The 17,593-nt window shown below is 28.2% G+C and carries 12 protein-coding genes and 1 pseudogene; 11 read left to right on the forward strand and 2 right to left on the reverse strand.

The window, feature by feature from the left end; genetic code table 11:
• Window positions 1-46 precede the first annotated feature (46 nt).
• From AC2A4K_RS04535 to AC2A4K_RS04555, 5 genes are all read left to right on the forward strand, one after another.
• The gene (locus AC2A4K_RS04535) at window positions 47-1,747 is read left to right on the forward strand and encodes an FAD-dependent oxidoreductase (protein WP_322504153.1); all 1,701 of its coding nucleotides are present in this window, start codon (window positions 47-49) and stop codon (window positions 1,745-1,747) included.
• A gap of 110 nt (window positions 1,748-1,857) precedes the next feature.
• Window positions 1,858-3,144 carry a YeeE/YedE family protein gene (locus AC2A4K_RS04540; protein ID WP_322504152.1) on the forward strand — a complete coding sequence of 429 codons (1,287 nt, stop codon included), beginning with the start codon at window positions 1,858-1,860 and terminating at the stop codon, window positions 3,142-3,144.
• A 111-nt stretch (window positions 3,145-3,255) separates the two neighbouring features.
• A complete protein-coding gene (locus tag AC2A4K_RS04545) occupies window positions 3,256-4,614 on the forward strand; it encodes an APC family permease (protein WP_322504151.1) in 1,359 nt (452 codons plus the stop codon).
• A 426-nt stretch (window positions 4,615-5,040) separates the two neighbouring features.
• Entirely contained in the window at window positions 5,041-8,907 is a 3,867-nt protein-coding gene (locus AC2A4K_RS04550) for a multicopper oxidase domain-containing protein (protein ID WP_322504150.1), read from the forward strand.
• Window positions 8,908-9,204: 297 nt separating this feature from the next.
• Complete coding sequence (locus AC2A4K_RS04555; RefSeq protein WP_322504149.1) at window positions 9,205-10,398, forward strand: sensor domain-containing diguanylate cyclase; 1,194 nt, start codon at window positions 9,205-9,207, stop codon at window positions 10,396-10,398.
• Window positions 10,399-10,528: 130 nt separating this feature from the next.
• Here the strand turns inward: AC2A4K_RS04555 and AC2A4K_RS04560 are convergent, their stop codons facing one another.
• Both AC2A4K_RS04560 and AC2A4K_RS04565 read right to left on the reverse strand, forming a co-directional pair.
• Window positions 10,529-11,188 carry a FusB/FusC family EF-G-binding protein gene (locus AC2A4K_RS04560; protein WP_322504148.1) on the reverse strand — a complete coding sequence of 220 codons (660 nt, stop codon included), beginning with the start codon at window positions 11,186-11,188 and terminating at the stop codon, window positions 10,529-10,531.
• A gap of 212 nt (window positions 11,189-11,400) precedes the next feature.
• Complete coding sequence (locus AC2A4K_RS04565; protein WP_322504147.1) at window positions 11,401-11,679, reverse strand: CD3324 family protein; 279 nt, start codon at window positions 11,677-11,679, stop codon at window positions 11,401-11,403.
• A gap of 460 nt (window positions 11,680-12,139) precedes the next feature.
• Between AC2A4K_RS04565 and AC2A4K_RS04570 the strand changes: the two genes are divergently transcribed.
• From AC2A4K_RS04570 to AC2A4K_RS04595, 6 genes and pseudogenes are all read left to right on the forward strand, one after another.
• Window positions 12,140-13,000: an NAD(P)/FAD-dependent oxidoreductase gene (locus tag AC2A4K_RS04570; RefSeq protein ID WP_322504146.1), complete on the forward strand. Its 861-nt coding sequence runs from the start codon at window positions 12,140-12,142 to the stop codon at window positions 12,998-13,000.
• 97 nt (window positions 13,001-13,097) lie between these two features.
• Window positions 13,098-13,439: pseudogene (gene trxA, locus AC2A4K_RS04575) on the forward strand (thioredoxin); the annotation flags it as partial.
• A gap of 239 nt (window positions 13,440-13,678) precedes the next feature.
• Window positions 13,679-14,011 (forward strand): winged helix-turn-helix transcriptional regulator, encoded by a 333-nt coding sequence (locus AC2A4K_RS04580; RefSeq protein WP_322504145.1) that lies wholly within the window; start codon window positions 13,679-13,681, stop codon window positions 14,009-14,011.
• A gap of 150 nt (window positions 14,012-14,161) precedes the next feature.
• A complete protein-coding gene (locus AC2A4K_RS04585) occupies window positions 14,162-15,379 on the forward strand; it encodes a cytochrome c biogenesis protein/redoxin (protein WP_322504144.1) in 1,218 nt (405 codons plus the stop codon).
• Window positions 15,380-15,880: 501 nt separating this feature from the next.
• Complete coding sequence (locus AC2A4K_RS04590) at window positions 15,881-16,561, forward strand: response regulator transcription factor (RefSeq protein ID WP_322504143.1); 681 nt, start codon at window positions 15,881-15,883, stop codon at window positions 16,559-16,561.
• The gene (locus AC2A4K_RS04595; RefSeq protein WP_322504142.1) at window positions 16,536-17,546 is read left to right on the forward strand and encodes a sensor histidine kinase; all 1,011 of its coding nucleotides are present in this window, start codon (window positions 16,536-16,538) and stop codon (window positions 17,544-17,546) included. Before AC2A4K_RS04590 ends, AC2A4K_RS04595 begins: the two co-directional genes overlap by 26 nt.
• The last annotated feature ends 47 nt before the right edge of the window (window positions 17,547-17,593 follow it).

The raw sequence follows: 17,593 nt of genomic DNA on the forward strand, positions 1-17,593 counted from the left end.
AATTTAAATTATAAGTTATTTGTTAGGGAAAGGTTGGAAAATAATAATGGGTAAAAAGATAGTTATTGTTGGCGGCGTTGCAGGGGGAGCTTCAACAGCAGCAAGGCTTAGAAGATTAGATGAAAATAGTGAAATAATAATGTTTGAAAGAGGACCACACGTTTCATTTTCAAATTGCTGCTTACCATATCATTTAAGTGGAAAAGTTGCAAATCATGAGGATTTAGTTCTTATGATTCCTGAAAAATTTTATAGTCAATACAGAATTGATGCAAGGATTTATACAGAAGTAACTTCAATTAATAGAAAAGCTAAAGAAGTAACTGTAAGAAATGTTGTAAGTGGAAAAGAATACACTGAAAGCTATGATAAGTTGGTTCTTTCACCAGGTGCGAAGGCTATAGTACCACCGATTAAAGGTGTTGAAAATGTAAACATATTCACAGTGAGAAATGTTGTTGATATAGCAAAATTAAATTCTTTTATAAAAGATAGTAGTAGCAAGAATATATCGGTAATAGGTGGAGGCTTTATTGGTGTTGAAGTTGCTGAAAACTTAAGTGAAGCTGGATATAATGTAACATTAATTGAAGCAATGGATCAAATAATGAAACCTTTTGACTATGATATGGTTCAAGTTTTGCATAAGGAAATATATGATAAAGGCATAAACCTAATTGTTGGAGACAAGGTAAGCTCTTTTGAAAAAGATACTGTAGTATTAGAATCAGGAGAGAAAATAACTTCAGATGCTGTAGTTATGGCAATAGGTGTTACTCCAGAAACTGATTTAGCAAGAGAGGCTGGATTAGAAATAGGGACAACTGGTGCAATAAAAGTTAATCAAAATTACTTGACAAATGATATGGATATATATGCGGTTGGAGATGCTGTTGAAGTTTATAATGCATTAACTAACTCAATAACAAAATTACCATTAGCAGGACCAGCTCAAAAGCAAGCAAGAGCTGTTGCAGATCATATCCATGGAAGATCATCAAGAAATAGTGGATATATTGGATCATCATGTATTAAAGTATTTGATTATAATGGAGCTTCAACAGGATTAACAGAAAGTCAGATAAAAGCTTTAAATTTAAATTTAAACTATGAAGTTGTAAGAGTTATACCTCAAGATAAGGTAGGATTAATGCCAGGTAGTGAGCCGTTACACTTTAAATTAATATTTGAAGTTCCAACAGGAAGAATTTTAGGAGCACAATCAATTGGTAAAGGAAATGCAGATAAGAGAATAGATATAATAGCAACATTAATAAAAATGGGTGGAACTGTAGAAGATTTAAAAGATTTAGAACTTTGCTATGCACCACCATTTGGAACAGCTAAGGACGTTGTAAATCATGCTGCATTAGTTGCTTCAAATCTTTTAGAAGGAGCATTTAAACAAGTTTATGTACATGAAGTGAGAGATTTAGTGGAAAATGGAGCATATATAATTGACGTTAGGGAAGTTGATGAATATAAAGTGGGTCATATTAAAGGAGCTAAAAACATTCCACTAAGTGAAATAAGAGATAGATTAGATGAAATACCAACTGACATACCAGTTTACTTACATTGTAGAAGTGCTCAAAGAAGTTACAATGCATGCTTAGCATTACAACATTTAGGATTTAATAATATCTACAATGTATCTGGTGGATTTATGGGAATAAGCTTCTATGAATATTATAATGATAAGGTTAATGATAGAGAGCCTATAGTTACAGAATATAACTTTAATTAAATTTATAAAAAATCTATGGTGTTTTAGTAAAAACAAATAAAACACCATAGCTGAAATAATAATATTAAATAGTGTTTGCTAATTAAAAGAAATTAATGGGGGAAATTTAAATGAAAAAGTATACGGAATATATTATTGGATTTGTGCTACTTGCTGCAATTTTAATGATAGGAAAGATTAATCTTGGTAGTCCAATGTTATTTTTTAGACTACTAGCAGGTTTAGGATTAGGTTATGCTCTTACAAGATCACTTTTTGGATTTGCAGGAGGGGTAAATAGAAGTTATAGAGCAGGATCTACAAAATTAATGAGAAAATTGATGATATTATTTGTAGGAACTGCAATAGTAAGTGTTTGCTTTTTTATAGGACAAGATCCAACACAATATGATTTATGGGTTAATCCTATCAATTTAGGACTTATACTAGGTGGAATAATATTTGGTTTTGGTATGGCATTTTCTAGTTGTTGTGCATCGGGGGTTCTTACTGATGTAGTAACAGGATTACCACGTGCTTTAATAACTCTAATATTCTTTGGAATGGGTGTATATGTAGGATTCCCACTTCAAAGTATTGATTGGATAAAGAATTCACTAATATCAACTGAGACATTTGCTAATGGAGTATTTTTACCAGACTTATTTAAATGGGACGGATTAGAAGGATATTTAGGAGCAATAATAGTAACAATTGTTTTTGCAGGTATAGCAATTTGGGTTGCGAAAATATATGAAGAAAAAAGAAAAGCTCAAAATACTTATTTGGGCGTAGATACAGAAATTCTTCAAGAAAAAATTCATGAAGACAAAGAGCCATTTAAATTATTTAGCCACAATACTTATGAAAAGTTATTTGTAAGACCATGGACTCTTGGAATGGGAGCAGTTGTAATTGGAGGTATATTCACATTATTAATGGGTGTAACTAAAGCTGGATGGGGAGCATCTACTCCTTATGGATTCTGGTTTGGTAGATTACTTGTAGCATTTGGAGTTTCTCCAGAAAGTGTAGCTAGTTTTGCTGGTAAACCAATAGAAATGTTTACGGCACCATTTTTCTCAAATGGAATGAATGTACAAAACATTGGTATAATATTAGGAACACTTGTTGCATTACTTTTGGCAGGAAGTTTTACTGCGACTTTTAAGGCGGGATTATCAATAAGTGGAAAAGAAGCTTTAATATATATTGTTGGTGGTTTTGCTATGGGATTTGGAACAAGATTATCAAATGGTTGTAATGTAGGAGCTCTTTATACACCAATAGCTAACCTATCTTTATCAGGTTGGATATTCTTTGTTTTCTTAGTAGTAGGTGGAATTTTAGGAAATATCGTTTATAAAAAGCTATTAATGAATAAGAGCTGCAATTATAATTATCAAGAATCTAAGTAGTTTGAAAAAGCTATAATTGGTTAATTTAAAACAAAAACTAATTATAGCTTTTTTCTTTTAGAAAATTTTATTTTTTATATTTAATTAGATTAGTTAAGAATGGAGATAATTATGAGAGAAAATAAATTGAGTAAAATAGATATATTTTCAATAGTATTAGGTGCAATAATAGGCTGGGGTTCTTTTATGTTGCCTGGAACAAAATTTTTAAAAGAATCAGGAGTAGTAAATACATTTTTAGGACTTGCACTTGGTGTTATATGTATAATAATCATTGAAAAAAACTATTTAATAATGATGAAAACTCATGATGAAGAAGGTGGAGAATTTTCTTATACATATAATAATTTAGGTAAGAAACATGGTTTTATTGTGGGGTGGTTTTTAACACTTGCGTATTTTACAATGATTCCGTTAAATGCCACTGCCTTTCCACTTGTAATCAAAAAGATATTTGGTGGGGTTTTAGAGTTTGGCTATTTATATAATATTGCTGGATATGATGTTTACTTAGGAGAAATATTAATGTCCAGTATAATAATAATTGCATTTGCTTCATTAAATTTAAAGGGGATAAAGAAAACAAGTAAAGTTCAAAATGTAATAATTTTTAGTTTAATATTAATGATATTAGTTGTTGGAGTAGGAATGTTAATTAAAGGAGATAGAACTAATTTTGTTAAGACATATATTGAAACATACTCCTTTGACTTAAGCCAAGTATTAAAAGTATTTGCAATAACACCTTTTGCATTTATAGGATTTGATGCCATTCCACAATTAAGTAGGGAATTAAATTTTTCTAAGAAAAAAGCATCAAGAGTTGCAATTGTTTCTCTAGTAATAGGAGCATTAATTTATAATGTATTGAATATTATAACAGCCTTAGCTTATTCACCTGAACAAGCAAGTGGTTTAGAGTGGGCAGCGGGAAGTGCAGTATTAAGTACATTAGGCAAGGGCGCTTTCTTATTATTGATTATAGCTTTAACTGCGGCAGTATGGAGTGGAATAAATGGTTTTATGATTTGTAGTTCAAAATTATTGGGATCTATAGCTAATTATAAAATACTTCCTTCGAAAATTGGTGAGGTAAACAATAATGGAGTTTTTGGAAATGCCATAATCTTTATAACAATAGTTAGCTTAATAGCACCTTGGTTTGGTAGAGAAGCAATAATTTGGATAGTAGATATGTCATCATTAGGGGCTTCAGTTGCATATCTTTATGTGTCTTTAATAGGGATAAAAAAAGCTGAAAATAAAAAGAATAAAATAATAGCAATAATAGGTGTAGTTATAAGTATAATATTTGTCATGTTATTACTTTTACCAATTTCGCCAGCAGCATTAACTAAAGAATCTATAATAGCCTTAATAATATGGTGCATAGTAGGAAGTATCGCGTATTATAGGATTCAACATAAAAAAACAATAGATTTTATTGAAATGTACAATAAGTCAGTGTAAGAGAGAAATTAAAATTTATTTTGATACTAGACATGAAAAGGTGTATTCAAATTTATGGATACATCTTTTGAATATTATGGATAATTTTATTATTGTAATTTATGAAAAATTATATTTTAAGAATAATTTTCTTTTGTTTTATACTTTAAGGAATTATTTTAGCCAACCTAATTTTAGTTAACCTTAAAAACTAGTGGTTTACTAAATGAATTTTTAGTCATTATATTTCAGTTTTAGTTTATTTAAAGTAGTATATATTAAATTCAGAATTAGAATTACTCTTTTAAGTATTTATAATATGATTATAGTTAAATTGAAATAAAATCATGTTCTAAAATTAATAAACAAAAGGATAAAAAGGTTACCAATTATACTATTATGTAATATTATATAGTATAAAAATATGTAAACAAAGGGGTAATTAAAATGAAAAACGATAATGCTGAACGCAAAACCAGAACCTTTAATGTTACAGTACTATCTATACCAATTGTATATGATTTTTTTGGTGACCATGATAAAAATGGATTGATGTATATATTAAAAGAGCATAAGAAGGAGGTAAAAAGGAAAGCTTTAGAAAATTTCTATAGAAAAGATGAAAAGGGAGATCCACTCCCACAACCCACAGAGGAAGTTCAGCCTCTTACAATAAGAGCAAATGTTGGAGATACTATAAAAATAAAGTTTAAGCATAATGAACCAAGAAGATTATCAATTCATATGCAAGGGCTTAAGTACAAAAGTATATTATCTGATGGTGCTAGGGTAGGTTACAATGATGATTCCACAGTTGGCCCTGGTGAAGAGATAACTTATGAATGGTACGCAGATAGAGAAGGTATATTCTACTTTAGTGATATGGGCGATACTAGATTCAGTGAAAAAGGAACTAATATACACGGTTTATTTGGAGCACTTATAGTAGAAACTAAGGGATCATGGTGGACAGATCCTGTAGATGGAAATGAACTAAAAAGTGGTATATTTGCTGATATACACAATCCGAATAAGCCAGACTTTAGAGAATATGCAGTATATTTTCACGATGAACTTGAAATGGTAAATAGATTTGGAGGCCAAATAATAGATCCTCATACTAAGCAACCAATGGGGGTAACTGCTATAAGTTACAGATCAGAACCTATGGTAAATAGAGCTGGTTTTATACCAGAGAAAGATAAAGGTTTCAAGTATTGCAATCCTTGTGATTCCGATGATAATATTAATGAAATAGATATAGCACATCATACCGGGCATATTGTAGATGGAGAAGATGTTTCTATGAGTTCTTGGACTTACGGTGATCCAGCAACTTTTATACCAAGAGCATATAAAGGAGATCCTTCCAAGTTTAGACTTATACACGGAGGTGTAAAGGAAACACATGTATTCCATCTTCACACACATCAATGGAGATTAGAGCCAGATAATCCAGATTCAACAATAATAGATTCTATATCAATAAGTCCTCAAGAAAGTTACACCCTAGATATGTTACACGGAGCAGGAAGTTTAGCTGGATCTATAGGAGATCATATATGGCACTGCCATTTATATCCTCACTTCCATGAAGGAATGTGGAGTTTATGGAGAGTATTTGATAGATTAGAAACAGGTAAAGATGTAGTACTTGAAAATGGGGATATTATACCTGCACGATATCCGGATGGAACTATTATAAAAGAGTTAAAGCCACTTCCTGATAGAAAACCACCTCTTAAAAAAGACGCATGTCATCCAGGATATCCGAATTTCATAGATGGAAAATTTAAGGAGAGACCAAAGCAACCACCTCTAGGAATACTAAATCAAGAGAGTGGAAATAAAATATGTCCAACTCCTATGGAGCGAGCTAACTTTACAGAAAATTTTGATAGAGGAGCTTTATATACTCAACCTTGTCCAGATAAAAAAGATAATTGTTCATGTAAAAAAGCAGATGTTGTATTTGAACTATTTTTATTAGAAGCAAAATTAGTATATAACAATGCTGGTTGGAATGACCCATATGGAAGATTTTATGTTACAAAGGAACAAATAGAAAGATATACAGGATGCAAGGTAACAAATGAAAATAAAGAAAAGTTAGCTAAGAAATATGTAGATGGAGTAGAAAGTAGATGTATTGATGTAGAACCATTAGTCATAAGAGCTAATAAGGGTGATTGTATAGAAGTTAGAACTACTAATTTTTTACCAGAAACATTGCCAGAAACAGAATTCCAACTAAAAACTTTAACTGATAATGCAGGATTTCATATACACTTAGTTAAATTTGACGTTACCGCTTCAGACGGTGGTGCAAATGGATACAATTATATTAATTCTGTTTTTTATGGAGAAACCTTAGTAGAAAGATACTATGCTAATGAAGAATTAAATGCTTGTTTTTTCCATGATCATTTTAATCCAAATTCACATCAACAACATGGAGTTTTTGCAGCTCTTATAATAGAGCCGGAAGGATCAAAATATTATGATCCTAAAACAGGTAAACCACTAAAATATGGAACAAAAGCAGTGATAAAAACTCCTTCAGGTAGAACTTTTAGAGAGTTCGGATTATTTGTTCATGATTTTGCATTACTATTTGATAAGAAAGGAAATCCATTAAACAAACCTCCATTCCCAGGATCACATGATGACCCAGGTGTTATGGGTATAAATTATAAATGTGAGCCATTAAGAGAAAGACTAAAAGGGAAAAAGCTAAATGATGATGATTCAGCTTATGTATTTAGTTCTAGAATTCATGAAGATCCAGTAACACCAATATTAGAAACCTATCCTGGAGAAGAAATTGTAATAAGATTATTAGATGGAGCCCAAGAAGAACAACATGCATTTAATATAAATGGAATGAAATGGAGAAAAGAAATAACAGATAAAAAGTCACCATTAGTTCAAGCTCAAACAATGGGAATATCAGAGGCATTTAATATAAGAATAACAGATGACTATAAAGCAGGAGATTATATTTACTATTTTGGAGGTCAAGATGATCTTTGGCTAGGATTATGGGGAATAATAAGGGTTTACAAAAAGAAAACTGAAAAATTAATTCCTATAAGCTATTCAGAGGATTGTTATAATGAAATAGATTACTGCAAAGGTAAAAAAGTAAGAGAGTTTCATATAGCAGCTATACAAAAAGATATCAAATATAATAATTTTGGAGATCATGATCCTGATGGATTATTATTTGTACCATATGAGTACAAGGATGATATAATAAGTGGTAAAATAGAACCAACTCCATTGATATTAAGAGCTAAAAAGGGTGAATGTATAAAAGTAAAATTAACTAATTGCTTTACTGAACCAATACCATATTACGATTTTCCAGGAGTACCAGTTGATAAAGAAGTTACACCATCTATGAGAGTAGGAATTAGCCCACAATTCTTAAGATTTAATCCAATAACTAATAGTGGTATAAATGTAGGATACAACAATATAGAACAAACTGTAAGACCTGGAGATAGTAAAACTTATTTATGGTATGCTGATGAAGAATACGGAACTTGCTTATTATCATCTTTTACAGATATAAGAAATCACAGATATCATGGTTTATTTGGAGCAATAATAATAGAACCAGAAGGATCAAAAATAGAGAGTGACAATATTTATGGAGAGCAAGTAACTATAGCTGAATCTAAGAGAAAAAAATTTAGAGAATTTGTAATTTTTATGCACAATGGAATAAGACTTTTAGATGAAGAGGGTAAGTTAATAATGACTAATCAAGAAGTTGAAGGTGGGGAAGAAGGAGAAGAACCTGAACCAGTAGATTTTGAAGATAGAGGTGAAAAAGGATTTAACTATAGATCAGAAAGATTCTTCAATAGATTACAGGGTGGACATGTTATAGCAGATGTATTTAGTTCTGATGTTCACAAAGATCCAGCTACACCAATATTTGAAGCTTCACCAGGGGAAAGAGTTATTATAAGACTTCTAATGCCAGGAGATAAACCTAGAAATACTTGCTTTGTACTTCATGGTCATAAATGGAAAGCACAACCAAGTGACCCATTCTCAAATATTATATCAGCTCAAGGAGCTATGAGTGTAGGAAATGTATTTAATATAGAACTATTAAATGGAGCATCTACTATACCAGGGGATTATCTATATAGATCAGGTATTATAAGATGGGATATAGAATCCGGTATGTGGGGAATTTTTAGAATTAAAGATAAAGACGATGACAAAGATAATAAAGACAATGATAATGACAAATATAGTAAAGATAAAGACAATGATAATGATATGAATACACCATAAGTAAATAAGGTTTTTACTAAAATAAAATTATAATGAGATACTCATAGAATTTTTATTCTATGGGTATCTTTATATTTTAATAGTAAGTAATATTTTTTATTATATCTAAAAGTAAAATTTTACTTTAGAAATTTATCATAATTATGTAGAATATATACAAAGAATAAAATGGAAAATATATTTATAAGTAAATAGTGTTATGTTATTAACCATTTTTAAATTATAAATATAAATGAAAAATAATGTGTTTAATACATATATTATAAATAAACTTTAGTGTAGCAGAGGAAGAAAGCCATGGATGAATTATTTATTTCTTTAGACAGTATTGATATTTTAGCTTGGGTTTGCGAAAACAATAACTTAGTTTTTGTAAATAAAACTTTTAAGAAAGTTTTAAACATTAAAAATATAGAAGAAATTGATAAAAATTGTACAGAAGATGTTAAAAAAATATTTGATGTTGGATTAAATGAGAAAAGTAAATATTTTAAGGAGTTTAACATAAACAATGAAAATTACTCTAGAATATTGATTAACGTAAAAAAGGGTGTTTTTATTGGAATGCTTATTAAAAATATAAATAATAGTTATAACAGCAATAAAGTTGGACTATTTAAATTATTAATAGATAGTATTCCAGAAATTGTTTTTTTTAAGGATATAGATTTAAATTATACTATTATAAATGAAGAGTGTAGAAAATTTTATAATAGTAGAGGTATTAATAATATAATTGGTAAAACAGATTTAGACTTTCCTTTAGATAGAGAATTTTTAGAAACATGTAATAACCATGATAAATTTGTTTTAGAAACAAAGAAGCCTTTATATATTGATGAAAAGGTACCTATACCAAATAGCGATAAGTTTGCAGTTTATCAGACAATAAAAACTCCTGTCATAGATAAAGAAGGAAAAGTGCATGGCTTATTAGGTTCGGTTAGAGATATTTCAAGTCAAAAAGAAATAGAGGAAGAATTAAGAAGGTTAAATAAAGAGTTAGAGGAAAGAAATAAAATTGATCCACTGACTGGAGTTTATAATAAGGAGTACTTAAGGTCAATAAAATTAGAATACTCAGAAAGAGAAAAAATAATAACTGCTATAATGATTGATATAGATTTCTTTAAATTATACAATGATAACTATGGGCATATACGAGGTGATAATGTAATATTACAAATTTCTAATGCTATAAAAAAGACTTTAAGTAAAGATTTAGTCTTTAGATATGGCGGAGAGGAATTTCTTATAATATCAACTAGGAGTAAGAAGTATATTATTAATGATGTTGAACTTCTTATGAAAAATATTTATGACATGAATATCTCTCATAATTATTCTAAAGCTTTAGATAGAGTAACCATAAGTTTAGGAATTGCTACTGAGATGGTTAAATCAATTGAAGATATGGAAAATTTAATAGAGAATGCAGATATTAAGCTTTATGAATCTAAAAAAAAGGGTAGAAATACTTATAGTATTTAAATATTAAGTTAGAAGCAGACTAATCCTAAAAGTTTATAATATATTATTTGAAAATTATCAACTGTTCATACAAAAAACAGTAGGTAATTTTGTTTTTTACGCAAAATTAGCTACTGTCCTTATAAATTCACTATTTTATGTTATTAACATCCTTTAAAAGTTTTTCAAGTTTAGACCTTGATGTAATTCTCTCATTGCACTGTTCACTATCTAAGCAAATATCAAAACCGATACTTCTATAAGTGCCTTGTTCTGGATTAGATGTTTTACAAACAGCAGATACAAAAGCTACTTCAGAATTAGTGCCTATATGATTACATAGGGTACAAATATGATTATTATTTGAATTATAGCTAGGTATTTTACATGATATACCAGAAAGTTTGCCATTTAAATTATAGGCTATAAATAATTTACGACTTCCTTCATCAATCCAACCTAAATATACTTTTTTTGAACTTTCAAAGTCTAAGTCAGGAATCTTTAGTTTCTTTTCTTTTCTAAATAACTTAGTAAGTTGAGTGCTTTTTACTGGTGCCATTCCATATACATATTCACTTAAATCTTCTAGATATTTATCAATATGTAGTGGATCAGTTATTTTATTAATATCAATTAAGTTTCTTTCTTCATCAGATATATCAATAAATCTATTTAATATTTTTTCATTTATATATGCTTTATTTGTTTCTATAATATTAGGGTCAACACAGTTTATTAAAGTACCATGTAAATCAGTTGTACATTTTCTTATAAAATTAAAATCTTCTTTCTTTATAAAAGGTTTCATTAAAACATACCTCCTTTTCAAAATAAAAAATGATTATTATCACTCAGATTAGAGTAATAATAATCATCTATATTTAAAACATAATATATTCATAATCATATTGTCTTTAAAGCTTGTTTTAAATTTAGATGTTATCACTTTGACTAATGCTTTAATGAAATAATAACATCTTTTAAAATAAGGGTTCAATCTAATAATTAATTCTGTAATGATTATGAGCATAATTTCTTTTTATCACTTATAATTCTTCTTATACTTTTCTCTGAAAGAAAGTACTCTTTCGCGAGAGTATTTATGGAGATTCCATCTTTATACTTCTTAAAAATCTCAGTGTTTCTAGCATTAAGACTTTCTCTTATGCCACTATTTTCTCCCCAAGCCTTTTGATTTTCATCTTTTCTTGGAATATAAAGATACTTTCCATCTACATATTTTTGTAGTATTTCAATGATTTCCTCTGGTAACACATCCTGTGCTTTTACATATTTCATTTTCCTTGCTCCTTTACCTTACGTAATAGTATTAAAGCAAAGAATACTAAAAAAGCTATGTGTTACAGAACCTAAATAATATTCAGCTAACTTAATATCTTAGGCTCCAAACAAAGCATAGCTTACTTTTGGTAATCTTTGCAAGGAGCAAGATAGTTTGTAGCTGAATGTATCATGTACTTTCAAGAAAAACACCTCCTTTATTTAATGTGTATTATATCATAATTAATGTAATTTTGAATATATGATTTAGAGGTCATTGTTAAAACTATATTATTTATTTAGACAAGTACTTATATTGTTATATAACTATAAATATCTAGGTGAATAATTAGTATTTTATTTTATATTTTGGAAATTAGAGTAGTAACTAAAAAGTGCCTAATTGCAGGTAAAAAGCTAATTATATAAAATAAAGACAAGTTAAGAACAAGAATAATTCATTAAGGAGAGTTGTTACATGAACGAAAGATATGATATAGCAATAATAGGAAGTGGACCAGCTGGATTATCAGCAGCACTTAATGCACAAATAAGAAAGAAATCATTTATTATTTTTGGTACTAAAAACTTTAGTCCAAAGATCGGAAGAGCACCAAAGGTAAATAATTATTTAGGATTACCTAATGCAAATGGACAAAAGTTAGCAGAAGCTTTTAGAGAACATATTAATACAAATGGAATTGAAATAACTGAAGAAAGAGTTAATACAGTTTATTCTATGGGTGATTATTTCAGCATTATGGCTAAGGACAATGTTTATGAGGCCAAGTCTATAATAATAGCAACTGGAGTAGAGTTTTCAAAGCCATTAGAGGGAGAATTAGAATTCTTAGGTAAGGGAGTTGGATATTGTGCTACATGTGATGCTCCTTTATATAAAGGAAAAACAGTTGTTATAGTATCATCGAATGAAGAGGGAGAACAGGAAGCAAACTTTGTAAGTGAAATAGCATCAAAGGTTTATTATGTTCCTTTATATAAAAATGATTATAAATTAAATGATGAAATAACAATAGTTAATGAAAGACCTATAAAAATTACAGGTAATAATAGTGTAGAAAAAATAGTTTTTAAAGAGAGTGAAATTGAAACAGATGGAGTATTTTTATTAAAGGATGCAATCCCACCTGCTCAGTTGGTTCCTGGACTTCAAGAAGAAGAGGGACATATAAAATGTGATAGATTAATGAAAACTAATATTCCAGGATGCTTTGCAGCTGGTGATTGTGTTGGTAAGCCATATCAGTATATAAAATCCGCTGGTGAAGGTAATATTGCATCTTTAAGTGCAGTTTCATATTTAGACGGAAGAAAGTAAGAAAGATTTAAAAAGGTTAGTTAATCAACAATGTGGTAACTAAAAAGTGCCTGATTGTTAAAAAAATATAGATTGATATAATAAAAACAAGTTAAGAAAAGAAAGTTTTTTGGAGGTATTACAAATGGTAAAACATATAAATGAAAATCAATTTGAAAATGAAGTATTAAAAGAAGAGGGGATTGTTGTAGTAGATTTCTTTGCAACTTGGTGCGGACCTTGTAAGATGTTAGCTCCAGTGTTAGATGAAGTCCAAGGTGAAATGAAAAATGTAAAAATAGTTAAAATAGATATAGATGAAAATTCAGATAAAGCAGCAGAATATGGTGTTAAGAATATACCAACAATAAAAATATTCAAAAATGGAGAAGAAGTTACTACAAATGTAGGTTTCTTACCTAAAGAATCATTAAAAGAAATGATAGAGAAGACATTATAATTAGCCTCTGTTTTAGGTGAATGTTGATTTAAAAGGTAGTCAATTAAAAAATAATTAGTTTAGTTATTAAATAGATGGCTTTGTTTTAGTATGGTGTTAATTTTTGATAGATATGAAATTAACAAAGAGCTAATTCAAGGCCATATATAATGTGTAAGGATATTGATAAAAATACATAAAATTTACATAGATATTATGTAAATTTAATATAGGATATTTAAGGAATTTAGGAGGTTAAGATGTATAAAGTAGATAATGATACGTATAATTGTCCAGTGGAAGCATTGTCAAACATTTTGGGTAGAAAATGGGTTGCTGAGATAGTATGGAGCATTAAAGAGGAAAAAGTAAGATTTGGAGAATTACAAAGATTATTAGACGGATGTAGTAAAAAGATGTTAAGTCAACAGTTAGATTTACTAATTGAGAATAACATTATAATTAATGATAAAAAAACTAGCAATAACATAGTTGAATCAACCTATTATTTAAGTAAATCAGGATTATCATTATTACCTATTTTAGAAGTAATGATAAATTGGGGAAATTTAAATCTTTCTTGTGAAGGGTAGTTGTTTAAATAGTATTAAATAGTGGCTTGAAAGATTCTTTTATTTAGTACTATTTTTAGTTTTTTGAAAGAAAAGTTAGCAATTTAAAAATAGCTTTAATCTGATATAAAGTTAAAATTTATAAATAATTATTAAGGGGGAAAAGGTTTAGTGGAAAATATCAATTTCTTTATTGTTTTCGTGGAGGGAATTCTATCGATTTTCTCACCATGTATATTGCCAATACTACCGATATATTTGAGTATGTTATCTAATAGCAGTGTAGAAGATATGAGAGATTCTAAGTTTAAGAGCAGTATTTTAATAAAAAATACAATATTCTTTACTTTAGGAATTTCTACTACATTTTTTATATTAGGATCATCAATAAATGCTTTAGGTTCCTTTTTTAACGCTAATAAGAATATCATAATGATTTTAGGTGGAGTCATAATATTATTTATGGGATTATTTTATTTAGGAATAATAAAATTAAATCTACTAAATAGAGAAAAAAGATTAAATTTTGAATATAAGTCTATGTCTCCAGCATCAGCATTTATATTAGGATTTACATTTAGCTTTGGATGGACACCATGTATTGGACCTATATTGGCATCAGTACTTGTTATGGCATCAAGTTCACAAAATTTTGTAATATCTAATTTACTGATATTAACTTATACAATTGGTTTTATATTGCCATTTATAATAGCATCATTATTCTATAGCAAATTATTTAAAAAGTTTGATAGTATAAAGAAACATATGGATTTAATTAAGAAGGTAAGTGGTATTTTCATTATAATAGCTGGATTAATTATGCTTATAGGTGGAGTTAGAAATGTAAATAAAGAAGCAAAAATTTATAATGAAAATCAGACAACAAAGGCTGAAAGTACCAATGAAAACAAGGATGAAAGCAACAATGAGAACAAAAAAGGTGAGAGTGAGCAGCAGAAAATAGCTCCAATAGATTTTACTTTATATGATCAATATGGAAATAAACATACACTTAGTGAGTATAAGGGAAAGACTGTATTTATAAATTTCTGGGCAACATGGTGTCCACCATGTAGAGGAGAGATGCCACATATAGAGGAACTTTACAAAGAGTATAATAAAAATCAAGATGATGTAGTTATCCTTGGAGTAGCATCTCCTAATGTAGGAAGAGAAGGATCAGAGAATTATATAAAAGATTTCTTATCAAAAGAAGGTTATAGTTTCCCTGTTGTATTTGATGAAAATGGTTCTATGGTTTATCAATATGGTATAAATGCGTTTCCATCAACATTTATAATAAACAAAGAAGGATATATAACTAAATATATACCTGGTGCGATGAATAAAGAAACTATGAAAAATCTTATTGAAAGTGAGAGATAAAAAGAAATTTACTGAAATTTATGTTGGATTATGGTAATTATAATCAACATATTAAATAAAAATCTTAAAAAATGGCCAATATAATTGATTTAATTAAACAAAGAAAAAATATAGTAAGAAAAATTAAAGAATATTTAGTCAATTAAATCTTAAACTAAGAAACCATGTAGGAAAACATCCTACATGGTTTTTTAGTGTATGAAAACTATTTGCTATGCAAATATGCTCGGAAAAGCTTTAATTAATAATTTTATGATAAATGTTAACAAATAAGAAAATATTAAATAACTTATTTTCATTTAGAAGGAAAAAGGAGCTTATGCGAAAAATATTATATGGTATGTCGAAATAAATAGAGTGTATTTTAAAATTTGGCTTTGCTTTAGATGAATGTTGATTTTTAGCTAGTCCTTTAGTTCTATTTAAAAATCAACACTAGTTTAAAACATAGTTCAAAAATTAAATAATTCTCTAAATAAATAGGAAATGAAAGAGGTAGGAATGAGAATATTACTAGTTGAAGATGATTTAAAACTACAAAAATATATATGTGAATATTTAGAAGTATATGATTTTGAAGTAAGTACAATACAAGACTTTGATTATGTTATGGAAACAGTTCAGGAAGTAAGTCCAGATTTAATACTATTAGATATAAATTTACCTAAATTTGATGGATTTTATTTTTTAAGATTAATAAGGAAAGAGTATAAAACTCCAGTAATAATTCTTTCTGCAAGAAGTGATGAAGGTGAACAAATAAGAGGAATGGAATTTGGAGCAGATGATTATGTTACAAAACCCTTTGTAATAGGAATATTAGTTGCTAAAATAAATGCTTTATTAAGGAGAAACAAGGAATACAATCAAGAGAGTTTTAAAGAAGAAGAGGAAGGTTTGTCATTAATGCATGATAGTATGAAATTAAAATATAATGACGAAGTCCTTGAATTAACAAAAAATGAATATAGGATTTTAAATATATTATTAAAAAATAAAGGTAAAGTAGTAACAAGAGAAGAAATGCTAGAAGCACTTTGGGATGATATGACTTTTGTGGATGATAACACATTGACAGTTAATATGACTAGAGTTAAAAAGAAGCTTAGTGATTTAGCAATAAATGATGTTATTGTAACGAAACGAGGTGTAGGCTATGTGTTTAATGGACTTGATAATTAAAGTAGCCAAGAATAAGTCAAGAGATTTGATGATTTTAATAATAAATACATCTGTCATTATATTATTTTATTATTTATTATTTGAAAATAGTGAAGTCATATATCCATTAATCTTAAGTTTGTTTGTAATAGGAATATATTTTGTTATAGAAGTAATTCAATATATTAGATTTAAAAAAATTTTATCAGATAGTCAAAGAAGTCCAGATTACAATAATACTAATTTAAGTGCAAGTGAAGAAGAAATATTAAATGTAATAAAAGAAATACATAAGGATTATCTAGATAAAATATATTCTTTGAAACAAGAAGTAAATAATAGAGAAATTTTATTTTCACAGTGGATTCATAATATGAAAACATCAATAACAGTAATAGATTTAGCTTGTGATAAAAGTAGTATTAGTGGAGAAAACAATCAATGCATTTTAGATATAAGTGAAGAAAATAAGCTTTTAAAGAAAAACTTAGAAGAATGTTTAAATGTATTGAGGATAGATGAGTTTTCAAGAGATTATATTACTAATAGTTATAATTTGAAGGAATTGACAATTAATTGTGTTAATTCAAAGAAAAGAGATTTTATATATAAGGGTGTATTTCCGAAAGTGGATATAGATGAAAATATCTATGTCTATACTGATAAAAAGTGGTGCTCTTATATGATAGAGCAAATATTATCCAATGCAATAAAATATTCAAAGGATAAAGAGTCAAAAGGCATAGAGATATCATCAGTTATTAGAGCGGAAGAAAGTGAATTAATAATTAAGGATTATGGAATAGGTATAGAAGAAGAGGCATTAAATAGAATATTTGATCCTTTTTATACTGGAGAAAACGGTAGAAAGGAAAGAATGGCTACAGGCATAGGATTGTATATGGTTAAATTAATCTCTAATAAACTTGGTCATAAGATAAAAATAGAATCAGAGGTTAGAGAAGGAACTACTGTAAGGATAATATTTATGAACAATAAAAGTTAATAATTTACCTTTCAAAAATGTAAGGTTATGTAAGGTGAATCCATTAG

The organism is Clostridium sp. LIBA-8841 (assembly GCF_057782475.1).

What these genes read in the sequence shown, in the direction of transcription:
- AC2A4K_RS04550 (WP_322504150.1), top strand. Translation starts at nt 5,041, where the DNA reads ATGAAAAACGATAATGCTGAACGCAAAACCAGAACCTTTAATGTTACA.
- AC2A4K_RS04540 (WP_322504152.1), top strand. Translation starts at nt 1,858, where the DNA reads ATGAAAAAGTATACGGAATATATTATTGGATTTGTGCTACTTGCTGCA.
- AC2A4K_RS04555 (WP_322504149.1), top strand. Translation starts at nt 9,205, where the DNA reads ATGGATGAATTATTTATTTCTTTAGACAGTATTGATATTTTAGCTTGG.
- AC2A4K_RS04570 (WP_322504146.1), top strand. Translation starts at nt 12,140, where the DNA reads ATGAACGAAAGATATGATATAGCAATAATAGGAAGTGGACCAGCTGGA.
- AC2A4K_RS04580 (WP_322504145.1), top strand. Translation starts at nt 13,679, where the DNA reads ATGTATAAAGTAGATAATGATACGTATAATTGTCCAGTGGAAGCATTG.
- AC2A4K_RS04590 (WP_322504143.1), top strand. Translation starts at nt 15,881, where the DNA reads ATGAGAATATTACTAGTTGAAGATGATTTAAAACTACAAAAATATATA.
- AC2A4K_RS04565 (WP_322504147.1), bottom strand. Translation starts at nt 11,679, where the DNA reads ATGAAATATGTAAAAGCACAGGATGTGTTACCAGAGGAAATCATTGAA.
- AC2A4K_RS04545 (WP_322504151.1), top strand. Translation starts at nt 3,256, where the DNA reads ATGAGAGAAAATAAATTGAGTAAAATAGATATATTTTCAATAGTATTA.
- AC2A4K_RS04535 (WP_322504153.1), top strand. Translation starts at nt 47, where the DNA reads ATGGGTAAAAAGATAGTTATTGTTGGCGGCGTTGCAGGGGGAGCTTCA.
- AC2A4K_RS04560 (WP_322504148.1), bottom strand. Translation starts at nt 11,188, where the DNA reads ATGAAACCTTTTATAAAGAAAGAAGATTTTAATTTTATAAGAAAATGT.
- AC2A4K_RS04595 (WP_322504142.1), top strand. Translation starts at nt 16,536, where the DNA reads ATGTGTTTAATGGACTTGATAATTAAAGTAGCCAAGAATAAGTCAAGA.